The organism is Streptomyces sp. NPDC039480, from assembly GCF_055597165.1.
In genome coordinates this window covers 957486-983194 of record NZ_JBVITX010000001.1, presented here as the reverse complement: position 1 = coordinate 983194, position 25709 = coordinate 957486, and the positions used below count along the sequence as shown (strand labels likewise).

Sequence of the window (25709 nt, the reverse complement as noted above, 5' to 3'; positions counted from 1 at the left end):
TCGCGGGTGGCTCGTGTGTGGCCCCGCGTGTCGCACCTCACTTTTCGGATCCTGCCGTGATCCGGACCACCGGGGGACGGCGTCGTAAAGTGATCAGTGCAGCTGGTTCGCCCCGTCCGCCAGGCGGGAGCGTCGCAAGAGGGAACCCGGTGGAAATCCGGGACTGCCCCGCAGCGGTGAGCGGGAACGACCGCCGTCACACGCACTGGGACCGGAGACCGGTCCTGGGAAGCGACGGCCAGTAGGCGTCCTCCCCCAGGAGGATGTGCCCGCGAGTCCGAAGACCTGCCCGCTGTCCGCGCGCGAACCCTTTCGGGCGCGGATATCCCGGTGACCTCGAGGGCGGGTCGGCGCACACATCGGACGGACGGCCGCGCCACCCGCGCGATCCCTCCCCCGTCCGGTCGGTCGCCCCTTCGCGCTCTCGTCCCGTCCCCGGGATCTCAGGGATTCATCTCGCGAAGGAGATCTCCGTGACCACCAAGCCCGCAGCCGCGGCAGCACGGGCCACCGTGTACGGCTACCCCCGCCAGGGCGGCAACCGCGAACTGAAGAAGGCGATCGAGGGCTACTGGAAGGGCCGCGTCACCGCCGACGCCCTCCGTACCGCCGCCGCCGACCTCCGCCGCGCGAACTGGCAGGAACTCGCCGACGCCGGCATCGGCGAAGTCCCGACCGGCGACTTCTCGTACTACGACCACGTCCTGGACACCACCGTCATGGTCGGCGCCGTCCCCGAACGGCACCGCAGCGCGGTCGAGACGAACACGCTCGACGGCTACTTCGCGATGGCGCGCGGCACTCAGGACGTGGCGCCGCTGGAGATGACCAAGTGGTTCGACACGAACTACCACTATCTGGTGCCCGAGTTGGGCCCGGGGACGGTCTTCAGCGCCGATTCGACCAAGCAGGTCACCGAGTTCAAGGAGGCCCGGGCCCTCGGCCTCTCGGCCCGGCCCGTCCTCGTCGGCCCGGTCACCTACCTGCTGCTGGCCAAGCCCGCGCCCGGGGTGGCCCCCGACTTCGACCCGCTGACCCTCCTCGACCGTCTCCTGCCGGTGTACGCCGAGGTCCTCGCGGACCTGCGCGCGGCGGGCGCCGAGTGGGTGCAGCTCGACGAGCCCGCCCTCGTCCAGGACCGCACGCCGGCCGAACTGAACGCGGCCGAGCGCGCCTACCGCGACCTGGGCGCCCTCACCGACCGCCCCAAGCTGCTCGTCGCCTCCTACTTCGACCGGCTCGGCGCCGCCCTGCCGGTGCTCGCCAAGGCCCCGGTCGACGGCCTCGCCCTCGACTTCACCGGGGCGGCCGCCGCCAACCTCGACGCGCTCGCCGCCGTGGGCGGCCTGCCCGGCAAGCGGCTCGTCGCCGGTGTCGTCAACGGCCGCAACATCTGGGTCAACGACCTGGAGCAGTCCCTCGCCACGCTCGGCACCCTCCTCGGACTCGCCGACCGGGTCGACGTGGCCGCCTCCTGCTCCCTCCTCCACGTCCCCATCGACACGGCCCTCGAACGTGACATCGAGCCGCAGATCCTGCGCTGGCTGGCCTTCGCCCGCCAGAAGACCTCCGAGATCGTGACCCTCGCCAAGGGCCTGGCGCGGGGCACGCACACGATCTCCACCCAACTCGCCGCGAACCGCGCCGACCTGGCATCGCGGGCGGGCTCCCCCATCACCCGCGACCCGGCCGTCCGCGCCCGCACCGCAGCCGTCACCGACGCGGACGCACGCCGCTCCCAGCCGTACGCGGAGCGGGCCGCGGCCCAGCGCGCCACCCTCCGCCTCCCCCTCCTGCCGACGACGACCATCGGCTCCTTCCCGCAGACCGGTGAACTGCGGGCCGCCCGCGCCGACCTGCGGGCCGGACGGATCGACGGCGCGGGGTACGAGGAGCGCATCAGGGCCGAGATCCAAGAAGTCATCACCTTCCAGGAGAAGACCGGCATCGACGTCCTGGTGCACGGCGAGCCCGAGCGCAACGACATGGTGCAGTACTTCGCCGAACAGCTCACCGGCTACCTCGCCACGCAGCACGGCTGGGTCCAGTCGTACGGCACCCGCTATGTGCGTCCGCCGATCCTCGCCGGTGACATCTCGCGGCCCGAGCCGATGACGGTGCGCTGGACGACGTACGCCCAGTCCCTCACCGGCCGTCCCGTCAAGGGCATGCTCACCGGGCCCGTCACCATGCTGGCCTGGTCGTTCGTCCGCGACGACCAGCCGCTCGGCGACACCGCCCGCCAGGTGGCGCTCGCCCTGCGCGACGAGGTGAACGACCTGGAGGAGGCCGGTACTTCGGTCATCCAGGTCGACGAGCCCGCGCTGCGCGAGACGCTGCCGCTGCGCGCCGCCGACCACCCCGCCTATCTGGCCTGGGCCACGGAGTCGTTCCGTCTCACCACCGGCGGGGTGCGTCCGGACACACAGATCCACACACATATGTGCTACGCCGAGTTCGGGGACGTCGTCCAGGCGATCGACGACCTCGACGCCGACGTCATCAGCCTGGAGGCGGCCCGCTCCCACATGCAGGTCGCGCGCGAACTCGCCGCCCACGGATATCCGCGCGAGGCGGGCCCCGGCGTGTACGACATCCACTCCCCGCGCGTGCCGAGCGCCGAGGAGGCGGCGGCCCTGCTGCGCAAGGGACTTGACGCCATCCCGGCCGAACGGCTCTGGGTCAATCCGGACTGCGGCCTGAAGACGCGCGGCTGGCCCGAGACCCGTTCCTCCCTGGAGAACCTGGTCACGGCGGCCAGGACGGTCCGTGCGGAGCTGGCCGGCTCGTGACGGCCTGACGCGGTGTGACGGAACCGGGCGGGAGCGACGTGCTCCCGCCCGGCAGGGCACGCCGGCACAGGGATGTTTCTTCGCGCTCGGCAGCGCGTCGCACTGTGGAAGGATGCGTTCAGCCGGACAGCACTCCTCGCCTCACTTCCAAGGCCGGACGCCATGAGACAACTTCCCTCCCTCCTGTTCGTCCTGTACGTGGCCTGCGCCGTGTGCAAAGCGCGCGTCGCCCACCTGGAGTTCACGCCTCCCGGCATGGAACCCGTGAGCATGCCGCGCTGGAGCGCGCTGAGCCGCGCCGCCTACACCGCGTCGAGAAGTCCCTCGCTCTGGTGGTTCACCGTGGAGAGCGAGGCGTACACGAACGGCACCGGTGAGAACATCGCCTTCGAAGACGCGAGCCGCTACCGCGACGCGTTCCGCTACCCCCGCACCTTCGCCCGCGTCCACACGGCGGGCCTCAAAGGGGACGCGGGCTTCTGCGCGGAGTGCGACGTCCCCTACTGCGCCCGGCACTGGCACCTGCAAGAGGCGGAGGGCGAAAGAGTCCTGTGCCCGCTGGGACACCGGCGCTGACGGGGTACTCGGACCGCCCTTGCGTGGTCCGAGGCACAGGAGGTGCACGTGTTCGAAGGTTTTGAGTTGACGCGCCGTGCGGGTGACGGGGTCGAGCTGCGGGTGCGCCACGGCGGCGACGGTCCCGCGGTCCTGCTCCTGCACGGCCATCCGCGCACGCACGCGACCTGGCATCGCGTGGCCCCTCTGCTGGTCGCGGCAGGCCACACGGTGGTCTGCCCCGATCTACGGGGTTACGGCGCATCCGAGAAACCCCCGACCGATCCGCGGCACCGCCCCTACGCGAAGCGCGCCATGGCCGCGGACTGCGTGCAGGTCATGCGCGGCCTCGGGCACGAGCGGTTCGCCGTCGTCGGGCACGACCGCGGCGCGTACGTGGCGACGCGCCTCACCCTCGACCATCCGGAGGCCGTGTCGGCCGTCAGCGTGCTGGATGCCGTCCCCATCGGGGAGGCCCTGCGGCGCTGCGACGCGACGTTCGCCGCGAGCTGGTGGCACTGGTTCTTCCTCGGCCAGACCGACAAGCCCGCCGAACGCCTCATCAACGCCGATCCCGACGCCTGGTACAAGGCCACTCCGGAGGCGATGGGCGCCGAAGCCTTCGAGGACTACAGGCGCGCCATCCACGACCCGGCCACCGTGCACGCCATGTGCGAGGACTACCGGGCGGGTCTCGGTGTCGACCGGGAGCACGACGACACCGACCGCCGGGCGGGCCGGCGCATCAGTTGCCCGCTCCAGGTGCTGTGGGCCACCCGCGACGACATGGCCGATCTCTACGGCGACGTGCTGAGCGTCTGGCGCGACTGGGCGGGCGGCCGGCTGACCGGGGGCCCGATCTCCTCCGGCCACCACATGGCCGAGGAGGCCCCGGACGAACTCGCCGCCGCCCTGGAGAAGTTCTGGGAGGACATCGACGAGCGGCAGGGCCGCACGCACGGGTGAGTGCGGCCCTGCCGGCGAGCCGTTAGTTCACCGTCAGCTCCGCGATTCCGGGGTGCTTCTTCGCCTCCGCGTCGCCGTGCACCGTCACCCGTACGTACCGCGCGAGTCGCGTGTCGTCCGACTCGGCGCGGTGCCAGTGGCGGCCGTCGAGGGAGAGCTCGACGGTGTGGGCGGTGGGCTCGGTCTCGGTCCAGGTGGGGGTGACCTTGTCGACGCGGACGGGCTTGCTGAGGTCCACCGTCAGCCGGCCGCGCGCACCGTCCGGGACCCAGGCGGTGGCCGAGTTTCCGTCGACGGCGGCTCCCGCGTACATGCCGGGCTGCTCGGACGTGGCCTCGGCGGGGGTGCAGCGGGCCGCGTTGGTGGTGGGTGTCAGGTCGGGGCGGCGGGTCTTGAGGACGGCCGGGGCGCCCTTGCTGACGATCTGCTCGCCCTGCGGGGTGTCGAGCGTCATCGGCTCGCCGCCGGTGAGGCGCACGGTGGTGCGGTGGGCGCCGAGCTCGATGTCGTACGTACGTCCCTGCCAGGCCAGTCCGCGCAGGGTGACGCCGCGGTCGAGCTGGGGAGGGAGCATCGGGTCGAGGTGGAGGCGGTTCTCCCGCATCCGCATGCCGGTCAGGCCGTGGGTGAAGGTCTGCAGGAAACCGCCCTTGCCGGTGAGGAAGTCGTGCGCGGGCGAGCCCGACAGCGGGTCCTCGGCGCCCGCCTTGTCGCCGCGGGCCTCCGAGAACTGGGCGAACGGGCCGCGCACGAACGGCTTGATGGAACGCTCCAGATAGGTGTACGTGGAGCAGCCCGGCTCACCGATCCCGGCGGCGTCGACGGCGTGCACCGAGTCCGTCATGGCGGGGCCGTCCGGGTCCGTGCGCTGCGCGTAGTAGTCGAGGGTGGCGGCCGCCGCCCCCTCGGGCATCCGCCACTCCAGCGGGTACATCAGGAGGACCGTGTCGGCCTGCTTGATGGTGCTGCCGTCGTAGCCGTCGTACTGCTGGAAGACCTTGCGGCGCTCGTCGTACGGGATCCGGATGCGGTCGGCGACGGTCTTCCACTCGGCGGGTGCCCGCTCGCCGAGCAGTTCGGCGGCGCGGGTGGCGTGGCGCAGGGCGGTCACGGCACCGGCGTTGGTGAAGACCGCGTCGTCGACGCCGTTGCTGTACTCGTCGGGCCCCGCGGTGTCCTTGATCGAGTAACTGCCGTCCTTGTTGCGGCTGACGCGGCCCGCCCAGAACTCGGCGATGCCCTTCATCACCGGCCACCCGCGCTCGCGCAGCCACCGGGTGTCCTTGGTCGCCAGGTAGTACTGCCAGGTGGCCAGGGAGATGTCTGACTGGAGGTGGATCTGGGTGCGGCAGTGCGGCGGGTCGACGCTGTGGCACTCCTTGGCCAGGTCGCCCGAACTGCCGCTGTTCCAGGGGTAGAAGAGCCCTTGATAGCCGAGTTCGCGGGCGTTCTCGCGGGCCTCCCCGCGGGTCCGGTAGCGGTAGTCGACCACGGACTTGGCGAGTTCGGGCCGGGTGGCGAGCAGGGCCGGGTACATCCACGTCTCGGCGTCCCAGAAGACGAGGCCCGCGTAGTTGTCGCTGGTCAGACCCGCCGGGGCGATGCTGTTCGCGGCACCCTCGCGGGTGTTGGAGAGCAGCCCGTACTGCGCGGACCGCACCCATGCCTGCATGTCCCGCCGCCCGCGCACCTCGATGTCGGCGCGCCAGAGCCGCGACCAGGCGGCGGTGTGGGAGCGGAACAGGGCCTGCCAGCCGCGGTCGGCGGCACGGCGCGAGGTGGCGGTGGCGTCCCGGCGCGGGGCGTGTGAGGTCAGGGCCGTGTCGACGCCCACGTACTTGGTGAAGTCGTACGACTGCCCGCGACGCACCGGCAGCGTCAGCGCCTGACGTACGGTCAGCTTCTTGGCGTGCCCGGCCTTCCGGGACGAGGCGGCGTGCGCTCCGCGTCCGGCGCGCAGGGTGGAGGCGACGGCTCCGTCGACCTTCGTGCCGTCCGTGCGGAACGCCACGTCCATGCTCGGTGCGGTCCGGCCGCTGCCACGGTTCTCGCCGGTGCGGTCGCCGCCGCCCGTCTGTTGGACACGCCGCGCGCCGCGCCCGTCCAGCATGTCGGTGACGGTCGCCTTGCCGCTCCAGTGTGGGGTCATGCTCATGCGTACGGCGCCCACGTGCGGGTTGGCGCGGTCGGCGAGCACCTCGTACACGAGGTCGGTGCGGCGGCCGTCGGTGGCGGTCCACGTCAGCGACGTCCGGACGAGGCCGCAGCCGAGGTGGAGCGACTGACGATAGTCGGAAATACGTCCGGACGGCGTCGAAGAGTTGAAGGTATCGGAGTGGGCTCCGCCGGTGCTGAGGGTCAGCGCGGTCCAGGTGGGCAGCGCGGCGACGGCCTGTCGGTCCTCGGCTGTCTTCTTGTTGTGGGCGTACAGGCCGGACACGAAGGAGCCGTCGTAGCGCGGGGTGAACAGCGGCCAGCCGGTCTTGGCCGCGCTGTGGGAGTAACCGGCCCCGTTCGGCGGTACGCGCTGCCCCAGATAGCCGTTGCCGACGAAGGCGTGGTGGGTGTCCGACGCGTCGGAGCGGGTGGTCGTGGTGAGCCTCCACCCGTCACCGCGCCCGCCTCGGCAGTCAGGGGCCGTGGCGTTGTCGCCGCTCCGCGCCGGCTGGGAGGCGGCCGGCGGCACGGAGGCGACGAGGGCTCCGGCCAGCAGCACCGCGGTCAGTCGGGCGGCACGCGGCAGCGCACCGAGGGAGTACGTCATTGTTCTCCGTCACTCTGGAGTCACCTGGATCACCTGCGAGGTCCAGGGACCATAAATTTCCTGAACGAGTCACGTCAATAGTTGAGCGTCATCAGTCAAGTGTCGAAGACATGAGAGATGTGAGCAGGTTATGACGGCCTCAACGGGCCCACCATGTGACGGTCGGGTCAGCGTCGCGTGCCGTCGAGTCCGCACAGGGCGAGTTCCTCGGGCGTGAGGGGTGCGCTCCGCTGCACGTCCCCGCCCGGGCACCGGGCGACGCCGAGCAGCACGGCGGGCCTGGCCAGGCAGGTCATGGACGCGGACAGTGTCATGAGGTCGGTCAGCGCCCGCAGGACCGCCGGGTCTCCGGTGGCCCGCATCATCCGCTGGGTGTAGCCGCGCAGCAGCCGGGCGGCCGGCGGCGGGCGTTTGCCGCTGGTCCCCGGATAGTTGAGGTCCTCGCCGGTGGCCATGCTCCAGGGGCCGCCCGTCGCACGGGCCACCGCCCGCTGGACGTGCCGGGCGAAGCCCACGGCATGGACCTCGCGCTCACGCAGGGCGCGGCACAGCGCGGCCGCGCTGTGTGCGGCGACCGACAGGCCCTGGCCGTAGACGGGGTTGAAGGTGGCGGCCGCGTCACCCATGACGACGAGCCCCTCCGGTGCGGCGGGGAGCTTCTCGAAACGGCGGCGCCGGTTGACGGTGCTGCGGGTGAGGTGGACGTCGGTCAGGGGTTCGGCGCGGGAGATCAGGTCGGCGAGGAGGGGGTCGCGCAGGCTCCGGGCGAACGGCTCGAAGTCGGCGCGCTCCCTGGTGGGTTCGGCGCCCCGGGTGCCTCCGAGGGTGACCAGCCAGCGGCCGTCCTCGACGGGCAACAGGGTGGCGGCCCGGCCGGGGGCTCCGGAGTGGGGGTCGGACTGGATGCTGACCAGGGGGAAGTCTTCCGTGCCCTGGGGCGCGCCGAAGAGCCGGGTGGCGTAGACCTGGCCGGCGTCCACCGTCTCCTCCGGGACGGCGGGCAGTCCGAGGCGGGCGAGGTGGCGGAGGGCCTGCGAGCCGCGGCCCGAGGCGTCGACCACCAAGTCCGCCGTCAGGTTCTCGACCGCTCCCCCGTCGGCCTCGCGGACGGTCACGCCGACCACACGGCGCCGGTCGCCGATCAGCTCCACCGCCTCGGTGCCGTCCCGCAGGACCACCTGCGGCAGGGCCAGTACGCGCTCACGCACCACGGCGTCGAGCAGGTCCCGGGTGCAGGAGACGAGGTACGACGTGCCGGGCCTGCGCGGGAACCAGCCCCCAGGCCCGAGCACGGCCATCCCCTCCGTCACCCCCACCCGCCGCGCACCCGCGGCCACCCAAGCCTCGACGGTGCCCGGGAGCAGGGAGTCGATGACGCGCGCGCCACCGGACATCATCAGGTGCGCGTGGCGGGCCTGCGGCAGCCCCCGGCGCCGCTCGGCCCCGGCCGGCATGCGGTCCCGGTCGACGAGCACGACCTCGCTCATCCGACCGGACAGGACACTCGCGGCCAGCATCCCGGCCATCCCCGCGCCCAGAACCACCGCGCGACCGCTTCCGCCCGAAGTGCTGTCCTGTGCCTTCATGACCACGACCTTCCAGCGCCCTGTACGGGAGTTGATCCCAAACTGCGGGCTGCGGCCCCTCGGCACAAGCAGCGATCAGGACGCACCTGGACCAGGGCAGGCGATTGCTCGGCGGTTGCTCGATGGCTGCTCGGTGACTGTTCCTCAAAGGCCGTTGTCAGTGCCTCCCCATAGAGTGAACACATCGCTCAGGGAACTTCGGAGGGGGAGCAGAAACATGTCCGCAAACAAGATCCAGCACAAGGTGAACCACGTCGCTTTGGTAGTGGACTGTTCGGGTTCCATGCGTCCGCACGAGAGCCAACTCATCCGTGTCGTGGATGAGTTCGTGGCGGGCCTGAAGGCCGAATCGGACAGCCTCGGCCATGAAACGCGCATCAGCCTCTACTCCTTCGACCACAGGGTGGAGAATTTGGTCTGGGACATGGATGTGAAGCATCTGCCGTCCATGCGGGGCCTGTACCGCGTCAACAATGGAGCGACGGCTCTCATCGAGGCTTCCCTGAAGTCCCTTGACGACCTGGGCCACATCTGGGAGGAGTACGGCGAGCACAGCTTCCTCCAGATCGTCGTGACGGACGGCGAGGAGAACGCCTCGGGGGGCGACCGGCGGCACGACGGCGACATGACCATCCTCGGCCCCTGGCTGGACAGGATCACGGCGAAGATGGGCGGGCTTCCCGGCCACTGGACCTCCGCGATCCTCGTGCCGAACTCCCTGGCCAAGCGGACCGCCCAGAACTACGGCTTCCCCGCGGGGAACATCGCGATCTGGGACGCCGACTCCCAGCAGGGCGTCGAGGAGGCGATCGGCACCGTGCGTGCCGCCGCCACCAGCTTCCTCCGCGGACGGGAGCAGGGCCTGCGCGGCACGAAGAACCTGTTCGCCGTCGGCCAGGACATATCGGTGGACGAGGTCAGGGCGAACCTCGAACCGATACCGGCCGACAAATACCGCCTCTTGAAGGTCGACCAGGAGGTCGAGATCCGCCCCTTCGTGAATTCCCACCCGGGCGTGACGTACGAACGCGGTGCGTGCTACTACCAATTGGGCGCACGGGCCCAGGTCCAGCCGAACAAGGAAGTCATCGTGGTGGAGAAGGACACCGACCGCGCCTATACGGGCGACGCGGCGCGCACCCTTCTGTTCGGTACGGGAATTCAGGGAACGGTCTCCGTGAAGGCGGGAAACAACCCCAAGCTGGAGGTGTATGTGCAGAGCCGTTCGGTGAACAGGAAACTCAAGCCGAAGACGCGTCTGCTCATCATGCTCTGAATGCCGTGAACACTCAGAACACCCTGAGGACCCGCCCCGAGGCGGCCCGGCGGAAACCCCGGCCCACCTGACGCCACGTCAGGTCGGATCTGTCCTTAGGGTGTTCACCACGGAAGTCCACTGGTAGGCCCGGAGGTGCCATGTCCCCGCAGATGAAGCTGGCTGCGATCACGCTCGACTGCCCCGATCCACTGGCGCTGGCGGCGTTCTATCGACAGGCCACCGGCTTCGCGCCGCACCCGAAGTCGGACGCCGACTTCGCGGGACTCAGCCGCGACGACGGACTCTTCATCGGCTTCCAACGGGTCGACGACTACCGGGCCCCGCACTGGCCCGGCCAGACGGTTCCCCAGCAGCTGCACCTCTGCTTCGACGTCCCGGACCTGGACGAGGCCGAGGCCTGGCTGCTGGGGCTGGGTGCGGGGAAGCCGGATCACCAGCCTCATGAGGCCGCCAGGGCGCGGGTTCTCACCGACCCGGCGGGGCACCCCTTCTGCATCTCCCGATCGAGTTCAACGAGTTCATCGAGCTCACCGAGCTAGTCGAGGCTTCCTCGACCAGCTAGGCGATGATGCCCTCGACGATTCTCAGCAGGCGCTCCCCCGCCCGGTCGATGCTTCCGTTCTGGGTGCTGACCTGTGCTCCTTCGAGTACGAAGGTGATCGTGGCCGCGGCCTGGTCGGGGTCGGGGAGTCCTGCCGCGGCGCACATGGCGGTGAGCCTGCGGGTCTGGTGGGCCTTGTGGTCCTCGATCACTCGCCGTGCGGGGTGGGCGCGGTCGGGCAGTTCGGCGATGGAGTTGATGAACGGACAGCCCCGGTGTGAGACCGAGGGCAGCCCCTCGGCGATGAAGCGGGCCAGGCCGAGGATCTGCTCCCTGGGCCTGCCGGGGTGTTCCGCCTCGACCCGGTCGAAGGCCGCCTGATAGTCGGCGGCGACGATGCGCAGCCACTCCGCGACCAGCGCGTCCTTGGTCTCGAAGTGCCGGTAGATCGCCATCTTGGTGGTCTCGGCCCGCTCGGCGATCGCCTGGACGCCCACCCGGCGGATCCCCTCGCTCTGGAAGAGCTCTTCCGCCGCGTCGAGGATGCGTTCACGCGGGGGCAGCTTCGCCACCCTGCTCGGCCTTCTGTCGGTCGATCCCATGTCTGCTACGGTACCAATCCGTCCCGTGCGATACCGATCGGTATCATCCAGTACTCATCGGTATCGCTCGCTGTGTGGGGAGTGACGTAGTGAGAGTTGCCGAGTACGTGACCTTCGACGGGGTCGGCCTCGCCGAGCTGGTGGCCAAGGGCGAGGTGACCCCCGCCGAAGTGGAGGCAGCCGCTCGGGAGGCCGCGCAGACGGTGAACCCGCGGCTCAACGCCATCGTCGAGACATGGCCGACCGACGAGGGACCGAAGCACCCCGGCGGTGGCGCGCCTTCGGGGCCGCTCGCCGGGGTTCCTTTTCTCATCAAGGACATGGGGGTCTCCATGGCCGGGAGGCGGATGGAGCTGGGCAGCCGCCTCGCGGCCGGCCTCGTCGCCGGCGCCGATTCCTCGCTGATGCTGCGTCTGCGCCGCACCGGCCTCGTGACGTTCGGGCGTACGACGACGCCGGAGATGGCGTACAGCATCACGACGGAACCGGAGCTGTACGGCCCGACCCGGAACCCGTGGAGCCCGGAGCGGAGCGCGGGCGGTTCCAGCGGGGGCGCGGGCGCGGCCGTTGCCGCCGGCGTGGTCCCGATCGCCCACGCCACCGACGCCGCGGGCTCGCTCCGCATCCCGGCCTCGTACAACGGCCTCTTCGGGTTGAAGCCCACCCGCGGCCGGGTCTCCATGGGGCCCACCGCCGACGAGGTCTTCAGCGGCCTGGCCGTGCACGGCAGCGTCAGCCGCACGGTGCGCGACAGCGCGGTGCTGCTCGACGGGATCCGCGGCCCGGAACCGGGCGACCCCTACTTCGCCGAGGAGCCGCCCCGGCCGTACGCGGAGGAAGTCACCCGCCACCCTGGTTCGCTGCGGATCGGTGTGCTCGCCCAGGCATGGGGCGGACGCCGCACCAGCCGGCCGGTGGCCGACGCGCTCTCCCGCACCGTGCGCCTGCTCGAGTCCCTCGGGCATCGGGTGGAGGAGGTGACGGTGGATCTCGGGGTCGGCTGGGAGGAGTTCGTGCTGGCCAACGCCCGGCTGATGACGGCGAATCTCGCGGCGTCGGTCGACGAGTTGGCCGCCGCCCTCGACCGGCCCGTCGACTCCTCGACGCTGGAACCGGCGACCCTCGCCGGCTACCACTACGGGCAGCGGGTCAGCGGCGCCCAGCTCGTCGCCGCGCTCGCGATGCGCAACCGGGTCGCCCGCAGCCTGGCACGGTACTTCGGCACCCATGACGTACTGCTCACCCCGAGCGTGCCGGAGCTCCCCATGCCCCTGGGTGCCTACGCCGAGGGCGCGGAGGCGCTGGACGGTCTCGGGTGGATCGACCGCCTCAACGACCGTTCGCCGTTCACCATGGCGTTCAACGTGTCGGGGACGCCCGCCATGTCCGTGCCGGTGACGGCCGACGCCGGGTCAGGGCTCCCGATCGGCATGCAGTTCGCCGCCGGCCACGGGCTCGAAGGGCGCCTCTTCCGCCTCGCCGGACAGCTCGAACAGGCCTGCCCGTGGTCAGGACGGACTCCCGCGGTGTGGGCGGGCGACGCCCAAGGTCACTAGCGGGTTTCCGGTGGGTGCTTGTGTGCGGGGTCCAGCCGGTAGTCGGGACATTCGCGGTTCTGACATGCCCCGGGCACCCAGGAGGGTACGAACACCCCGAGGCTCTTGTGCCGGTGAATCGTCAGCGGCACGGTCTCCTTGCAGGTCGGACACGTGTGCGTCTCAACCTCAACGTCACGCTTCATTTTGACCATATCTTTACGATATGCCCGAAATGCCTCATCGGAAAGTGGTTCGTCTCCTTCGGCCGCCGTGGGCTCCGGCGGCCGTTTGAGGCTGAGCACCACCGAACCCGTCAGGACGACGACGATGACCGCGAGGCTGACCGGTGAGGGGATCTCCGGGATGCCCGGGCTGATCAGCTTGTGCGAGGCCTGGAAGATGAGCTTGACGCCGATGAAGGCGAGGATGATCGCCAGGCCCTTGCTCAGCAGGTGGAAGCGGTCCAGCAGCCCCGCGAGCAGGAAGTACAGCGCCCGTAGGCCGAGGATCGCGAACACGTTGCTGGTGTAGACGATGAAGGCGTCGTCACTGACCGCGAGGACGGCGGGGACGCTGTCGACGGCGAAGATCAGGTCGGCGGCCTCGATCGCCGCGACCACCGCGAGCAGCGGGGTCGCCATCCGCTTGCCGGCCTCCTTGACGAAGAACTTCGCCCCGGCGTACTCGTCCTGGACCGGGATGGCCTTGCGCAGCATGCGCACCGCGAAGCTCTTGCCCGGGTCGAAGCTCTCCTCGTCGCCCTTGAGGAGCTTGTAGGTGCTGTAGAACAGGACCGCCGCGAAGACGAACAGCACCGCGGTGAAGCGGCTGACCACGGCCACGCCGAGGGTCAGGAAGATGCCGCGGAAGACGAGTGCGCCGATGACGCCGAAGAACAGCACCCGGTGCTGGTAGGCCCGGGGCACCTTGAAGTAGGCGAAGATCACGGCGAAGACGAAGAGGTTGTCGACGGACAGGCTCTTCTCCAGCAGCCAGGCCGTCGTGTACTCGGTGCCCGCCGTCGTGCCGAGGACGACGAAGACGACCGCGCCGAAGATCATGGCGAGGCTCACCCAGAGGACGCTCCAGGCGGCGGCCTCCTTGAAGCCGATGACGTGCGCGCTGCGGTGGGCCAGCAAGTCCACCGCCAGCGACACCACCACGGTCGCGGCGAAAGCCCCCCACAGCCACAGCGGGACCTCAAGCACACCGAACACCCTCGTCACGGCCGACACGACACCGGCCTCTGCTAAAAGTGTGCGCCCCCGACCCCAAGCGGACCACTCACCCGTCCGCCCTCCCCGGTAGGTTCCCCGCAATGACCTCAATGACCTCAATGACCTCAATGACCTCGATGGAGACGCGTGGCCTCGCATCGATGACCGACGGGGCGCAGGTGAGCTGGAGGGCGCTGGGAAACACGGGGCGACGGCCCGCCGTGGTCCTGCTCCACGGCGGTCCGGGGCTGCCGGACTACCTCGGCGATGTCGCACGCATGGTCGCGGACCTCGCACCCGTGTACCGCTACGACCAACGCGGCACGGGCCGCTCCCCGTGGCAGGGCCGCCACTCCCTCGCCCGCCATGTCGACGATCTCGCCGAGCTGCTCGACGTATGGGCCGTGCCGAGAGCCGTACTGATCGGGCACTCCTACGGCACCGATCTGGCGAGCCGGTTCTGTCTGCGGCACGCTGACCGGGTCGCCGCCGTGCTGCTGATGTGCGGGCCGTTCGTCGGTGCCTGGCGCGCCGGGGAGCGGGCCGAGCGCGAGCGGCGCATGTCCACGGCACAGCGGCAACGGCTGCGCGAGTTGGAAGAGTTGCCGCACCGCACGGAGGAGCAGGAGGTCGAGCTGCTCACGCTGGCCTGGTTCCCCGACCACGCCGATCCCGGGCGGAGGTGGAGCTGGGCCGCGCGGGCCGCGCGGCGACGCCGCCCGGTCAACTGGGCCATGAACGCCGAACTCGGCGCGGAAGGACGCACGGACCCGCTGGATGAGCACCTCGCCGAGCTGCGCACGTGCCTGCCCGCGCGGACGGAGCTCCTCGGCGGGGCCGGAGATCCCCGTCCCGTGTCGGCTCTGGAGTCACTGGCGCTCCGGCTCGCGCTTCCGCTGACGCGGATCGAGGGCGCCGGGCACGAGCCGTGGCTGGAGCGGCCCGACGCCGTGCGGGCACACCTGCGGCGATTCGTGCGCGGCGGCACGGATTCGCCGATCAGAAGGTGACAGAAGTCCGGCCCTCTTCAGCTCCGTACGATCATCGGGAGCGCCGATTGGGGCGACGGGTGTCGATTCCCTCCTGCGTCCGCCTGAGCGCCGATCAGATCACTAACGTAGGCACCAGTTCCGCAGATTGTGTTACTCGGCGGTCCGTTCGGTGTCTTGGGGGTGAACGATGGCCGCTGCTGACGATGCGGCATCTGCCGGCACAATGCCGGTGCAGCAGCTTCGGGCGGGAGACCACGCCTTTGTCAGTTACGAAGACGATGACGCGGGCCGGGACGTGGTGACCACGTTCGCGTGGACCGGGCTCGCCAAGCGCGAGAAGGTGATGGTCTTCGCCGCCCCGCAGCTCGCCGACAGCGAGGTGTGGAACCGGCTCGAGGTCCCCGGCCCGCTGCTCGGCGCCGCCCGCGAGCGGGGCCAGCTGGTGGTCAGCAGCATGCGCGCGCTGATCCACCCCGCCCCGCACTTCACACCCGAGCGGCAGTGGCAACGCATCGAGGAGGAGACCGACCGTGCCCTGGAGGAGGGTTTCCGCGGTCTGCGCACCTATATCGACATGCACTGGGTGGGCGACCTGAACGCCGACGTCGCGGTGATGATGCACCGCGAGTCCCACGCCCGGCATCTGTTCACCGACCGCCCGTACACCGAGATCTGCGCCTACGACAGCCGGTGGTTCACCCCCGAGGTGCTGAAAGCCATGCACAGGGCGCATCCGTGTCGGCTGCTGTCCCGCCTCGGAGCACTGCACGCGGAGCAGTCGGACGGCACCGTGCGGCTGGCCGGCGAGGCGGACCTCGCCACCCGCGAGGAGTTCGTCGCCGCCGTACGCGAAGGGCTGGTGCGCACTTCGGACACGCGGCGGCTGACGGTGGACATGTCCCAGCTCGTCTTCCTCAGCGCGGCCTGCGCCGTGGACCTGCTGCGGCTGGTCGCGTCCTCCGGACACGACGGCATCCACGTCCGCTGCCATCCGGCGGGCGCCCGCATACTGCGCCGGGCGGGCGCCGACGACATGCCCGGCCTGGTCCTCAGCGAGGTGAGCCGTTGATGTCCTCACCCGGCTCCCGCGACCTGCCCACCACTCCCCTGCTGGAGTCCCCCCTCACCCAGGAGGACCTGCCCCGGCTGCGCATGCTCATCGACCGGTACGCCGACCGCGAGGGGCTGCCCGAACCGCGGCGCGGCGACTTCATCGTGGCCATCGACGCGGTAGCCACCGACGCCATCGCGCGCGCGGGCGGCGGCGGCACGCTGACCCTGCGGCGCGCCGACGGCCATCTGGAGTGCCGTATCCACGACCGGGGTCCTGGCTTCACCGCGGACGTCGTTCCCGGGTCGGCCCGCGGGCACGACGGTCACACCGTGGGGAGCGGGCTGTGGCTCGCCGGCCGCATCACCGACCACCTCACGGTCTCCGCGGCCGCCATCGGGGCCGTCGTCACGCTCGTCATGCGGCTGCCCGGCTGACGACCGTCCCGTCGTCCTCGACGCGCATGTCCGGGCGCCCGGTGACGAGGAGCCACGCGGGCAGCGCCGCGACGCAGAGCATCGGCAGCAGGTCGAGGTCCATGAGGACGACGGCGGCGGTGAAGAGGCTGAGCCAGCCCTGCCGGGTGGTGGCGAGCAGGATGCCGAGTACGGCGCAGGTGATCGCCAGGGAGGCGGGCACCGAGTCGACGAGGGCGTGCGCGAGCATGCCGAGCGCGACTCCCACGAAGACGGCGGGGAAGATCCGCCCGCCCCGGAAGCCGCAGGACCCGGCGACGACGAGCGCGGCGAGTTTCACCACGGCCAGGAGCAGCAGGTTCGCGGCGCTGTGGGCGCCGGCTTCCGCGGTCAGCTCCTTCACCTCGGTCAGCCCCTTGAAGAGGGTGAGGTGACCGCCCAGCGCACCGAGCGCGCCCAGGACGAGTCCGCCGACGGTCAGCATCAGCACGGGGTGGCCCAGCCGGCGGAAGGCGCGGTGGAAGTGGGGGAAGGCGTAGACGGCGGCGAGCCCGACGAGCGCGGCGCACGAGCTGATCACCATGGCGGAGACCACGTCGATCGGCCGCGCGCCCGGGTAGGGCGCGATATCGACCTGGAACGCCGGATGCGCGACGAGCACCGTGGTCAGGGCGCCCGCGCCCGCCGCGACCAGGGGTGCGAAGAGCCGGTCCCACAGCGGCCGCGGGTCGGCCGCGGAACCGCTCTCGGAGAGGACCAGGGCCGCGGCGACGGGCGTGCCGAACAGCGCGCCGATGGTCCCGGCCGCCGCGAGGGAGACCCAGGCGGTGCCGGGCGTGCGCGGCATGGCCCGCATGCCGAGCGCGTACGCGAGGGCGATGTTGATGGCGGTGATCGGGTTCTCGGGCCCGAGGCTGACGCCGCCGGCGAGGCCGATGACCACGGCGAGCGCGAGGCCGGGCAGGACCCGCAGCGGCAGCGGCGGGTCGACCAGCCCCGTCGTCGCGGGGTCGGGCCCGGCGTGCCCCGGCACCCGCCACACCACCAGGCCCACGACGAGACCGACCACGGTGAGCATGCCGAGCATCCAGCCCGCCGAGGTCCCGGAGACCCCGAACGCGCCCGGCAGCCTGTCCCACAGCACCTCCTGGAGCCGCTCGGAGACCCGGCTCAGCGCGAGGAGCAGCAGGCTCGACCCCACACCGACGAGCAGCGCCGGAATGATCATCGGGGCGAGCGCGCGGGCCTGCGGCGGCACGGTCATGGCGTCACCACGCCTCCGACTCCGATTCCGATTCCGAGGTCGGTCCGCCGCCCGAGGCAGTGGGCTTCGTGGCTTTCCCCGTCTTGCCGCGTACGCGCAGGGCGAGCAGCGGGAAGACGAGTACGGAGACCATGGCGGCGCCCACCAGGGCCGCCGCCTCGCCCTTCTCCAGGGCTCCCTCGTCGAGGCCGATGGTGGTGATGGCGACGACGAGCGGCAGACACGTGGAGGAGTACAGGCTCAGGGCTCTGCGGTCGGCCGGGGCCAGGTCGCGCGGTGCCAGGGCGTAGGCCGGCAGTCCTCGTACGACGAGGAACAGGAGCAGGAAGACCGGGAGCAGCAGGAGGGCCCGGCCGCCGTCGAGCAGCGAGGCCAGGTCGAAGTTGATGCCGGTGACGATGAAGAACAGCGGGACGAGGAAGCCGAAACCCATCGCTTCCACCTTGCCCAGGACTTCCTCGCCGCTCTCGGGGGCCGCTCCTTGGAACACGAGCCGGGTCAGCAGTCCTGCCGCGAAGGCGCCGAGCAGCACGTCGAGGCCGAACGCGTGCGAGAGGGCGAGCATCGCGACGAGCAGCAGCATCACGAAGCGGACGGCGAACTGACCACTGGTGTGCAGCGTCGTACGGATGAGGTGGGCGAACCACGGCGGGTGGGGGCGCAGCGCCCAGCAGACCGCCGCCGCGGTGATGACCGCGAAGGCGGCGAGCACCACGGTGGAGACCCCCGGATCGCGGCCGCTGAGCAGCACCGCCATGGCGATGATCGGCGCGAACTCGCCGACGGCGCCGAAGGCCATCATCACGGTGCCGAAGCGGCCGCGCAGATCGCCGCTGTCGCGCAGGATCGGCAGGACCGTGCCGAGGGCGGTGCTGGTGAGCGCGGTGCCGATGACGACGCTCCGGGACAGGTCCATGCCTGTCAGTGCCAGGGCGATGCCGAGGCCCAGGACGAGGGAGACGAGCCAGGCGCGGACGGAGCGGCGCAGGGTGTCGCCGCGGATGGCCGCGAACTCGATCTCGTACCCGGCGAGGAAGATGAGCATGGACAGGCCGAGCTCCGAGAGGGTGTCGATCACCTCGTCGTGGTGTGCCCAGCCGAGCACGTCGGGGCCGATGAGGATGCCGAGGACGATCTCGAAGATGACCAGGGGGACGCGCAGCCGGCGGCCGGCGGCGTGCGCCAGGAGGGGCGCGAGCACGGCGACCGCCATGATCAGGATGAGGGTCCCCGGATGTGTCACGCCGCTGCTCGCTCCCGTGCACCGGCCTCAGGCGTCCCTACCCGCACGGCCGGTCAGTCCTTGGCGGAGGCGGCCGCTGCCTCTGCGTCGACGATGCCGAGGCCCAGCTTCGGGAGCTTGTCCGGGTTCTTCGCCGTGTCACGGATGGCCGCCATGATCTGGTCCGGGGTGCGGTCCTGCTGGTGGAGCAGGGCCGCGACGGCGGAGACATAGGGCGCGGCCATGGAGGTGCCGTCCAGTTCCCCGTAACCGCTGTCGTTCTTCAGCGTCTCCTTCGTGCGGTACGTCGGGAGGGTGGAGAGGATGCCGACACCGGGCGCCGAAACTGCCTGCTGTGCGCCGAAGTTGGAGAATTCGGCGGGCTTGGAATCCTGGTCGCTCGCGCCGACGACCAGGACCGGTGTGTCGGGCTTGTAGGGCTGGAGCGCGGTGCCTTCGTTGCCCGCCGCCGCGACCACGACCGCGCCCTTGTCGTGGGCGTGCGCGATGGCGTCGTTGAGGGTGCCGCCCTTGAGGAGGCGCGCCATCAGGCCGCTCTCGCCGAGGGAGAGGTTGATGACGTCGGCGCCGTGGTCGGCGGCCCAGACGATGCCCTTGCCGATGTGGGCGTTGTCCCCGGTGCCGCCCGCGCCCAGTACCCGCACCGGCATGATCTTGGCGCCGGGGGCGCCGCCCGCGATCCCGACCCCGTTGTCGGTGTGGGCGGCCGCGATACCCGAGACGTGGGTGCCGTGGCCGTTCATGTCCTTGGGCTCATCGTCACCGTCCACGAAGTCGTGGCCGTCGACCAGGCGGCCCTTCAGGTCGGGGTGGTCGAGGTCGACGCCGGAGTCGACGACCGCGATGACGGTGCCGTCCCCCTTGGTGTCGTCCCACGCGCCCGGCAGTTTCGGCGCGTCGACCGCCCACTGCTTGTCCCGCATCGGGTCGGCTTTGTCGGAGGTGCCGTCCTCGCCGCCGCACGCGGTGGCCAGCAGCAGCGTGGCGGAGAGGGCGACGGCGAGGCGGGTACGGGTGCGCATGGTCCGAGCGTTGGGGCGGTGGAGCCGTGTCGCATGCGGTGGCGGACCGAGCGGGCGATCCGTGCGGAGGGAGGGCTGTCCGGCTGGCCGGGCCGGAGGCGGCGTGTCAGGCGGTGAACCGGCAGACGCCCCTGTGAGGAATTCGCGGCTTACATACCTTTTGGCTGTTACATCGCATACGGGTGGGCTTGATGTGAGGTGCGTAACTTCGTGGATGTCGCCGCAACGGGGCGGCCACCCCCGAGAAAACGAGACCCAGAAGGGCCCTCTTTCCCATGCGTATGACCTCCCGCGCCCTGCGCACCAGCATTGTCACCGCGACGGCCACCACGGCGATCACACTCGGCGCCGCCTCCGGCGCCCTCGCGGCCACGCAGCACGCCCCGGCCACCGCTTCCGCCACGGTGACGGCCGGTGCCCACACCCACACCAAGCCGCACGCCAGGCCGCACGCCAAGCCGCACGCCAAGGCCAAGACGAAGCGGGTCTACGTGAAGACCGTGCGGCTGGCCTCGAAGGGACACACGGCCAAGGTGTACAAGCTCGGCAAGAGCAGGTACCAGGCCGACGTCCTCTTCCACGGCAAGAAGGTCGGCTGCCTGAACGCGTTCGGCAAGACCGCCCTGGCCAATCTGAACGGTCTGCACGTCAAGCTCACCGCACGCGGTGTGCTCTCCTCCTGGGTGGACCGGGCCAAGCCCGCCCCCAAGCCGAAGCCCAAGCCCACGCCGAAGCCGAAGCCGAAGCCGGGCAAGCGCGAGCTGATCCGCATCGACAGCCTGGTGGACGGCTCCATGGCGAAGGTCTACAAGCTCTCCGCCAACCACTGGCAGGCCGACATATACGCCGGCGGCGCGGGCATCGGCACGCTCGACGCCAACGGCCGCTCCGCCTCGGGCGAGAACAACGGGCTGCACGTCGTGCTGTCCCCGGACGGCAAGCTCAGCTCCTGGGCCGACGACCGGACCAAGAAGGACCCCACCCCCAAGCCGGACCCCACCCCCGAGCCGGAGCCCCCCCCTGAGCCGGACCCCACCCCCACTCCGGACCCGACCCCCACGCCGATCACCCCGAGCACGGACCCGGGCAAGATCGAGCCGGTGCCCGCCGCCTGACACGCCCCCGAGCCGGAAGGACTGTCCCCGTGTCCGCGCGTCTGCAAGCCCTCCTCATCGTTCTCGGTGCCCTTGCCGCGACAGCACTGCCGACCGTCGCCGCGTTCGCCGCCCAGCCGCATGTGCCGCCCACGGTGCCGCACAGCACACCGCGCGAGGAGATCCAGCCCGTCACCACCATCGTCGCCCAGCTCGCCTGCAAGACCGCCGCACGCTCCACCCGCAAACCGCTGGGCATGGTCCCCGAACGGGCCGCGCACTCGATCGCCCCGATCATCCCGATCGCCCCGATCGCCCGTTTGGACCGTGTCCTGGGCATGAGCTGATCGTTGATCTTGCTGGGCGTCGGCCGAGTCTGCTGCTCCGGCCGTGTGACAAGTCGCGTTGTGGTCCGCCAGGACGCCCCCGGGCCGCACCGAACCTCTAGGAGTACTCATATGAAGAAGACGATGAGTGTCGTGCTGGGCACCGGCGCCCTTGTGATGGGCAGCGCCGGCCTGGCGGCCGCCGACGCCGGTGCGCAGGGTGCGGCCCAGAACTCGCCGGGCGTCATCTCGGGCAACGCCATTCAGGTCCCGGTCCACGTGCCGATCAACCTGTGCGGCAACACTGTTGACATCATCGGCCTGCTGAACCCGGCCTTCGGCAACACCTGCGTCAACGACTGATCCTCCGCAGCGCATTGCGGGAGCCGCACGGCTCACCGCGACCCGAGCGAGCGCACCGCCGACCTTCCCTTGCGGCGGTGCGCTCGCTCTGCCATGAGCACACACTCTCTTATTCGTTTGCCGCTCTCTTATTCGTTTGCCGCCCGCCCACGCGGTCGGATAAGAATCTCGCATGCTAAAGGGGAACAAGATCGGGCTCAGGGCTCGGCACGAGGACGACATACCGGTGCTGCGGACCGAGCTCTACGACGACGTGGTCAACTCCGCGCGGGCCGAGGCCGGGCCGTGGCGGCCGATCACGCCCGGCGCGCAGGACCCTCGGCTCGTCGTGGACGACAAGGAGCAGGGGCTCGTCCCGTTCTCCGTGGTGGATCTGGACAGCGGCACGCTGGTCGGCACCGCGACGCTGTGGGGCATCGACAACCACCACCGGTCCGCGCACATCGGCCTGGGAGTGCTGCCGTCCGCTCGCGGCAAGGGCTACGGCACCGATGTGGTCGCCACCCTGTGCCACTACGGTTTCGTCGTCCGCGGATTGCAGCGTCTGCAGATCGAGACGCTGGCGGACAACACCGCGATGCTGCGCTCCGCCGAGCGCAACGGCTTCGTACGCGAGGGTGTGCTGCGCTCCTCGGCCTGGGTGCTCGGCGAGTTCCTGGACGAGGTGCTGCTCGGCCTCCTCGCCCATGAGTGGAAGCCGGACCGGGATTAGCCCGGCCGCTCCCCGAGGACGCGGCGGAGGCCGTCCGCACCTCTAGTCGGTGTCCGTCGCCGCGAGGACGGCGAGCCTGCGGCGGTCGGGGGCCAGCGCCGCGATGCCGTAGTCGGAGCCGATCTCGTTGTGGAACCAGTCGCCGTCGGCCTCGAAGTGGAACCACGTGCTCTGCCGGGCGTGGTGCTCGACCTCCTCCGCGCTCGCGCCCGCCGGTGCGCCACTGAGTCCCGCGATCGAACGCCATGCCCACAGCCGGCCGTAGGCGGCCTGCACGCCCGAGCTGCCCATGCCGCCCATCGAGGCGGTGGCGAAGAGCAGGCGCCAGATGTCCGCAAGCGGGCGAACGGCGACTTCGAAGCGGTCGGTGGGGCCCAGCCCGTCGACGCAGGACATGGGCAGCGTCGGCAGCAGCGCGGGCACCCGCTCGGGTGCGACGGGCTCGTCCGGCATGAAGACCCAGGCGTCGCAGGCGCCCCAGTCGCCCGCCTGCACGGCGGCCACGATGCTCTCGTGGACGTCCGTGGTGGCGATGTTGCGAAGGGGGGCCCGCTCGGACGTGCGGGGCGTCGGCGGGTCCAGCCGGCCGTCGTCGGGCAGCCCGCCCGGCACTCCACCGGCAGAACCGTGCAGCGAACGGCTCGGGAAGGCGACGTCGGTCTCGAAGTCGCGGCGGCGCACCGGGAGCCAGGCAAGCGGATGCCAGCCGGGGCGCACGAGCGGCCAGGAGCGCAGGGGCGGGAAGGCGTCGACGTCTACGCCTCGGAGCAGCAACTCGTGGAAGAGGCAGGCGCGGAGCTCGTCGAGCCGTTGCCACTCGGAGCGGTCGAAGACGGTCTCCGCCAGGACCGTGACCTGTTGGTGCTCCGCGAGGAGGGAGGCGACGAAGCGCGGCAGTGCGCCGTGGCCGGGCGGGCGTTTCTCGTCGAGGAGTCGGAGCAGCTGGAGCACGCTGTCCCGGCCGGGGGTGAGGGCGAGCACCCGGACGACGTGGGCGAGTTGGCGCTCGTACTCCCGTACCTGCTCGGCGGCGGCCGCGTACCGGTCGGCCAGGAGCGATCCCAGCTCGCCCACGTACGCGGTGTCGCCTTGCGCGGCGCGCTGTTCGGCCTGGGACCTGACGAGGTGGCCGAGATCGTCTGTGGCGTGTTCCATGATCCGTCACTTTATGGCGACGGGAACCGGCGGCGAGCCCGTGCCGTCCGTCCGCCGACCGGCCGCACTTTCCTGACACCGGCCGCACTTTCTTGGTACCGGCCGCACTTTCTTGACAAACGACACCAGGAATCGGCCGGAGCTTCGCGGCCGTCGGCTGATCCCGCCGGCGCCGGGCAGTCTGGTCCTGTGCTTCCGGTGCCGCTTCGGGAGGCAACCGGCAGGCCCTGCACCGTTCCGTCAGCAGTCGGTGAACGCGAGGAGCAGGATGAACGCCATCCGAGTCGGAGTGATCGGCGCGGCCGGCCGCATGGGGCGCGAGGTCGTCGCGGCCGTCGAGGCCGCCGACGACCTCGAACTGACCGCCGCCCTGGGCCGCACCGACCCCCTGCGGAGCCTCACCCGGGCAGACGTCGAGGTCGCCGTCGAAGTCACCCACCCGGACGCGGTCATGGGGCATCTGGAGTTCTGCGTGCGCAACGGCATCCACGGGGTCGTGGGGACCACCGGCTGGACGGACGAGCGGCTGAACACGTTGCGGGGCTGGCTCGCCGACTCGCCGCGGACGGGCGTGCTCGTCGGTCCCCTCTCCGTCGGCGCGGTGCTGACCATGCGTCTCGCGCAGTACGCGGCCCGCTGGTTCGAGTCCGTCGAAGTCGTCGAGATGCACCACCCCGACAAGGCCGACGCCCCCGGCGGTGCCGCTGTGCGCACGGCCCGGCTCATCGCCGAAGCGCGCCGCAGGTCGGGCCGTGCCGCGCAACCGGACGCCACCACCACCGCCCTGCCCGGCGCCCGGGGCGCGGATGTCGAAGGGGTGCCCGTGCACGCCGTGCGGGCGCGGGGGCTCGTGGCCCATCAGGAGGTCATTTTCGGTGGCACGGGCGAAACGCTCACGATTCGGCACGACTCCATGGACCGGGCCTGCTTCGCGCCCGGCTTCCTGCTCGGTGTGCGTCGGATCGGATCGGTTCCAGGACTGACCTTGGGCCTTGAGTCCTTCATGGACCTTCCCGACCTGGGGTGACCCGAGACGAGGGGTGAAGCAGATGGCAAGGGCAGCGGAATCGCCGGCGAGCCCGGCGGTGCCACCTCACATATCCGACGCGACGCTGCGGGACTCCGCGCACATGGCGGGCGTCGAGTTCGACCGGAAGGACGCCGCGGCCATCGCGGGCCTGCTCGTCAGGACCGGGGTCGGCCTGGTCGAGGTCGGCATGGTCTCGGGCCCGGAGTCGAAGGACGCAGAGCTCGTTCTCGCCGCCCACGAAGCGGTCGGCCCCGAGCGCTGCACGACACTCGTCGTCGTGCGCGATCGTCGGCAGGTCGCCAAGGCACTCGACGAGGCCGAGCGGCTCGGCGTGCGGCACGTCATGTGTTCCCTCCCCACCTCCGAGCGGCATGCGGAGCTGAAGCTCGGCTCGACCAGTCTCAAGTTCCTTCAGGTGCTGGCCCGTTCGGCGATCTCGCAGGCCAAGGAGCGGGGCTTCCACGTCACCTTCAGCGGCGAGGACGGCGCACGGACCCCCGCCGAGCGGCTCCTCCCCTATGTGACGGCGGGTTTCGAGGCGGGAGCCGACCGCTTCCGGCTGGCCGAGACCGTCGCCTGTCTCTCGCCCTGGCAGATGGAGGAGCTGATCGCACGGCTCGTGGCGATCGACCGCTCCGAGATCGAGATCCACGCCCACAACATGCTGGGCCTGGCGGTCGCCAACTCGCTGGCCGCCGTCCGCGCGGGGGCCCGGTGGATCTCTGCGACCGTCGGCGGCATCGGGGAGCGGGGCGGCAACACCCCGCTGGCCGAACTGCTCTCCGCGCTGCGCGTCCTCCACGCGGACACCCGGTTCGACCTGCCCCACCTCACCGAGCTCTCCCGTCTCGCGCTGCGGGGATCCGGCCTCGGCGACGCCTTCCAGTCCGGGCCGACCACCCGGCACTCGTACGCGTACGAACTGGTGGGCCAGCTCAGCCATCCGCAGGCGTACGAGACGCTGCCCGCCGAACTGGTGGGCAACAAGCGGCGGTTACGCGTCCGCAGCCGTCTCACCTCTGCCCTGGTCGCCTGGGCGCTGGCCGACTCGGACATCGATGTGGACGTCGACGCCTTCACCTCGTGGCTCATCGAACAGCAGGAACGTGACGGCAATCCGCTGCTCGACCGGGACGCGATCCGCACGGCCGCCACCGCTTTCCCGTCCGCCTGAGACCCGCACGAGCAACGGAGGTTCCTC

General features: G+C 70.9%; 22 protein-coding genes, 1 pseudogene and 1 riboswitch. Of the genes and pseudogenes, 15 read left to right on the top strand and 8 right to left on the bottom strand.

From position 1 onward, the window contains the following. The first annotated feature begins 86 nt into the window (after nt 1–86). Nucleotides 87–307, top strand: a riboswitch (cobalamin riboswitch). Between the two features lie 166 nt (nt 308–473). From metE to ACZ56E_RS03625, 3 genes are all read left to right on the top strand, one after another. Further along, nucleotides 474–2792 (top strand): 5-methyltetrahydropteroyltriglutamate--homocysteine S-methyltransferase, encoded by a 2319-nt coding sequence (gene metE / locus ACZ56E_RS03635; RefSeq protein ID WP_471210590.1) that lies wholly within the window; start codon nt 474–476, stop codon nt 2790–2792. A gap of 162 nt (nt 2793–2954) precedes the next feature. Further along, a complete protein-coding gene (locus tag ACZ56E_RS03630; protein WP_471210588.1) occupies nt 2955–3368 on the top strand; it encodes a hypothetical protein in 414 nt (137 codons plus the stop codon). A 48-nt stretch (nt 3369–3416) separates the two neighbouring features. Next, a complete protein-coding gene (locus ACZ56E_RS03625) occupies nt 3417–4313 on the top strand; it encodes an alpha/beta fold hydrolase (protein WP_471210585.1) in 897 nt (298 codons plus the stop codon). Between the two features lie 22 nt (nt 4314–4335). Here the strand turns inward: ACZ56E_RS03625 and ACZ56E_RS03620 are convergent, their stop codons facing one another. Then, nucleotides 4336–7077, bottom strand: coding sequence for a glycosyl hydrolase family 65 domain-containing protein (locus ACZ56E_RS03620; protein WP_471210583.1), 2742 nt, complete (start codon nt 7075–7077; stop codon nt 4336–4338). Nucleotides 7078–7244: 167 nt separating this feature from the next. Continuing rightward, on the bottom strand, nt 7245–8663 hold the full coding sequence (locus tag ACZ56E_RS03615; RefSeq protein ID WP_471210580.1) for an NAD(P)/FAD-dependent oxidoreductase: 1419 nt from the start codon (nt 8661–8663) through the stop codon (nt 7245–7247). Nucleotides 8664–8880: 217 nt separating this feature from the next. Here ACZ56E_RS03615 and ACZ56E_RS03610 point away from each other — a divergent pair, with 217 nt between their 5' ends. Together ACZ56E_RS03610 and ACZ56E_RS03605 are read left to right on the top strand one after the other, a co-directional pair. Next, complete coding sequence (locus tag ACZ56E_RS03610; RefSeq protein WP_471210577.1) at nt 8881–9939, top strand: vWA domain-containing protein; 1059 nt, start codon at nt 8881–8883, stop codon at nt 9937–9939. 140 nt (nt 9940–10079) lie between these two features. Beyond that, nucleotides 10080–10481 carry a VOC family protein gene (locus ACZ56E_RS03605; protein WP_471210575.1) on the top strand — a complete coding sequence of 134 codons (402 nt, stop codon included), beginning with the start codon at nt 10080–10082 and terminating at the stop codon, nt 10479–10481. A 19-nt stretch (nt 10482–10500) separates the two neighbouring features. Here the strand turns inward: ACZ56E_RS03605 and ACZ56E_RS03600 are convergent, their stop codons facing one another. Next, nucleotides 10501–11085 carry a TetR/AcrR family transcriptional regulator gene (locus ACZ56E_RS03600; protein WP_471210572.1) on the bottom strand — a complete coding sequence of 195 codons (585 nt, stop codon included), beginning with the start codon at nt 11083–11085 and terminating at the stop codon, nt 10501–10503. Nucleotides 11086–11174: 89 nt separating this feature from the next. Between ACZ56E_RS03600 and ACZ56E_RS03595 the strand changes: the two genes are divergently transcribed. Beyond that, on the top strand, nt 11175–12641 hold the full coding sequence (locus ACZ56E_RS03595) for an amidase (RefSeq protein WP_471210570.1): 1467 nt from the start codon (nt 11175–11177) through the stop codon (nt 12639–12641). A gap of 230 nt (nt 12642–12871) precedes the next feature. On the opposite strand, the pseudogene ACZ56E_RS03590 reads toward ACZ56E_RS03595, so the two are convergent. After that, a pseudogene (locus ACZ56E_RS03590) lies at nt 12872–13831 on the bottom strand (TerC family protein); the annotation flags it as partial. A 128-nt stretch (nt 13832–13959) separates the two neighbouring features. Between ACZ56E_RS03590 and ACZ56E_RS03585 the strand changes: the two are divergent. The 3 genes from ACZ56E_RS03585 to ACZ56E_RS03575 all read left to right on the top strand — a co-directional run bounded on the left by ACZ56E_RS03585 (nt 13960) and on the right by ACZ56E_RS03575 (nt 16320). After that, nucleotides 13960–14850 (top strand): alpha/beta fold hydrolase, encoded by an 891-nt coding sequence (locus ACZ56E_RS03585; RefSeq protein ID WP_471210568.1) that lies wholly within the window; start codon nt 13960–13962, stop codon nt 14848–14850. A gap of 205 nt (nt 14851–15055) precedes the next feature. Then, a complete protein-coding gene (locus ACZ56E_RS03580) occupies nt 15056–15901 on the top strand; it encodes an MEDS domain-containing protein (RefSeq protein ID WP_471210567.1) in 846 nt (281 codons plus the stop codon). Further along, complete coding sequence (locus ACZ56E_RS03575) at nt 15901–16320, top strand: ATP-binding protein (protein WP_471210565.1); 420 nt, start codon at nt 15901–15903, stop codon at nt 16318–16320. The genes ACZ56E_RS03580 and ACZ56E_RS03575 overlap by 1 nt, the downstream gene beginning before the upstream one ends. Here the strand turns inward: ACZ56E_RS03575 and ACZ56E_RS03570 are convergent. Genes ACZ56E_RS03570 through ACZ56E_RS03560 form a run of 3 tightly spaced genes read right to left on the bottom strand, consistent with a single transcriptional unit; the run spans nt 16301 to nt 19828 of the window. Beyond that, nucleotides 16301–17563, bottom strand: a complete 1263-nt coding sequence (locus ACZ56E_RS03570; protein ID WP_471210563.1) for an ion channel protein — start codon at nt 17561–17563, stop codon at nt 16301–16303. The two genes, ACZ56E_RS03575 and ACZ56E_RS03570, sit on opposite strands and share 20 nt — an antisense overlap. A 4-nt stretch (nt 17564–17567) precedes the next feature. Continuing rightward, nucleotides 17568–18806, bottom strand: a complete 1239-nt coding sequence (locus tag ACZ56E_RS03565) for a cation:proton antiporter (protein WP_471210561.1) — start codon at nt 18804–18806, stop codon at nt 17568–17570. A 53-nt stretch (nt 18807–18859) separates the two neighbouring features. Further along, nucleotides 18860–19828: a S8 family peptidase gene (locus tag ACZ56E_RS03560; protein WP_471210558.1), complete on the bottom strand. Its 969-nt coding sequence runs from the start codon at nt 19826–19828 to the stop codon at nt 18860–18862. 275 nt (nt 19829–20103) lie between these two features. Here ACZ56E_RS03560 and ACZ56E_RS03555 point away from each other — a divergent pair, with 275 nt between their 5' ends. The 4 genes from ACZ56E_RS03555 to ACZ56E_RS03540 all read left to right on the top strand — a co-directional run bounded on the left by ACZ56E_RS03555 (nt 20104) and on the right by ACZ56E_RS03540 (nt 22323). Then, on the top strand, nt 20104–20943 hold the full coding sequence (locus tag ACZ56E_RS03555) for a hypothetical protein (RefSeq protein ID WP_471210556.1): 840 nt from the start codon (nt 20104–20106) through the stop codon (nt 20941–20943). A 29-nt stretch (nt 20944–20972) separates the two neighbouring features. Then, nucleotides 20973–21269, top strand: a complete 297-nt coding sequence (locus tag ACZ56E_RS03550; RefSeq protein ID WP_471210553.1) for a hypothetical protein — start codon at nt 20973–20975, stop codon at nt 21267–21269. Between the two features lie 111 nt (nt 21270–21380). Then, nucleotides 21381–21611 carry a chaplin gene (locus tag ACZ56E_RS03545; RefSeq protein ID WP_398304003.1) on the top strand — a complete coding sequence of 77 codons (231 nt, stop codon included), beginning with the start codon at nt 21381–21383 and terminating at the stop codon, nt 21609–21611. A gap of 172 nt (nt 21612–21783) precedes the next feature. Beyond that, nucleotides 21784–22323 carry a GNAT family N-acetyltransferase gene (locus ACZ56E_RS03540; RefSeq protein ID WP_471210551.1) on the top strand — a complete coding sequence of 180 codons (540 nt, stop codon included), beginning with the start codon at nt 21784–21786 and terminating at the stop codon, nt 22321–22323. A gap of 42 nt (nt 22324–22365) precedes the next feature. On the opposite strand, the gene ACZ56E_RS03535 is transcribed toward ACZ56E_RS03540, so the two are convergent. After that, on the bottom strand, nt 22366–23478 hold the full coding sequence (locus ACZ56E_RS03535) for a DUF6183 family protein (protein WP_471210549.1): 1113 nt from the start codon (nt 23476–23478) through the stop codon (nt 22366–22368). Between the two features lie 268 nt (nt 23479–23746). Here ACZ56E_RS03535 and dapB point away from each other — a divergent pair, with 268 nt between their 5' ends. Both dapB and ACZ56E_RS03525 read left to right on the top strand, forming a co-directional pair. Next, entirely contained in the window at nt 23747–24505 is a 759-nt protein-coding gene (gene dapB, locus ACZ56E_RS03530) for a 4-hydroxy-tetrahydrodipicolinate reductase (protein WP_471210546.1), read from the top strand. Nucleotides 24506–24527: 22 nt separating this feature from the next. Then, nucleotides 24528–25682, top strand: coding sequence for an isopropylmalate synthase (locus ACZ56E_RS03525; RefSeq protein ID WP_471210544.1), 1155 nt, complete (start codon nt 24528–24530; stop codon nt 25680–25682). Nucleotides 25683–25709 lie beyond the last annotated feature (27 nt).

Bases quoted from the DNA above. Each gene is read 5' to 3' on its own strand.
- ACZ56E_RS03575 (WP_471210565.1), top strand. From the start codon at position 15,901: ATGTCCTCACCCGGCTCCCGCGACCTGCCCACCACTCCCCTGCTGGAG.
- ACZ56E_RS03615 (WP_471210580.1), bottom strand. From the start codon at position 8,663: ATGAAGGCACAGGACAGCACTTCGGGCGGAAGCGGTCGCGCGGTGGTT.
- ACZ56E_RS03620 (WP_471210583.1), bottom strand. From the start codon at position 7,077: ATGACGTACTCCCTCGGTGCGCTGCCGCGTGCCGCCCGACTGACCGCG.
- ACZ56E_RS03535 (WP_471210549.1), bottom strand. From the start codon at position 23,478: ATGGAACACGCCACAGACGATCTCGGCCACCTCGTCAGGTCCCAGGCC.
- dapB (WP_471210546.1), top strand. From the start codon at position 23,747: ATGAACGCCATCCGAGTCGGAGTGATCGGCGCGGCCGGCCGCATGGGG.
- ACZ56E_RS03580 (WP_471210567.1), top strand. From the start codon at position 15,056: ATGCCGGTGCAGCAGCTTCGGGCGGGAGACCACGCCTTTGTCAGTTAC.
- ACZ56E_RS03570 (WP_471210563.1), bottom strand. From the start codon at position 17,563: ATGACCGTGCCGCCGCAGGCCCGCGCGCTCGCCCCGATGATCATTCCG.
- ACZ56E_RS03540 (WP_471210551.1), top strand. From the start codon at position 21,784: ATGCTAAAGGGGAACAAGATCGGGCTCAGGGCTCGGCACGAGGACGAC.
- ACZ56E_RS03630 (WP_471210588.1), top strand. From the start codon at position 2,955: ATGAGACAACTTCCCTCCCTCCTGTTCGTCCTGTACGTGGCCTGCGCC.
- ACZ56E_RS03610 (WP_471210577.1), top strand. From the start codon at position 8,881: ATGTCCGCAAACAAGATCCAGCACAAGGTGAACCACGTCGCTTTGGTA.
- ACZ56E_RS03545 (WP_398304003.1), top strand. From the start codon at position 21,381: ATGAAGAAGACGATGAGTGTCGTGCTGGGCACCGGCGCCCTTGTGATG.
- ACZ56E_RS03525 (WP_471210544.1), top strand. From the start codon at position 24,528: ATGGCAAGGGCAGCGGAATCGCCGGCGAGCCCGGCGGTGCCACCTCAC.
- ACZ56E_RS03600 (WP_471210572.1), bottom strand. From the start codon at position 11,085: ATGGGATCGACCGACAGAAGGCCGAGCAGGGTGGCGAAGCTGCCCCCG.
- ACZ56E_RS03560 (WP_471210558.1), bottom strand. From the start codon at position 19,828: ATGCGCACCCGTACCCGCCTCGCCGTCGCCCTCTCCGCCACGCTGCTG.
- ACZ56E_RS03605 (WP_471210575.1), top strand. From the start codon at position 10,080: ATGTCCCCGCAGATGAAGCTGGCTGCGATCACGCTCGACTGCCCCGAT.
- ACZ56E_RS03585 (WP_471210568.1), top strand. From the start codon at position 13,960: ATGACCTCAATGACCTCGATGGAGACGCGTGGCCTCGCATCGATGACC.
- ACZ56E_RS03555 (WP_471210556.1), top strand. From the start codon at position 20,104: ATGCGTATGACCTCCCGCGCCCTGCGCACCAGCATTGTCACCGCGACG.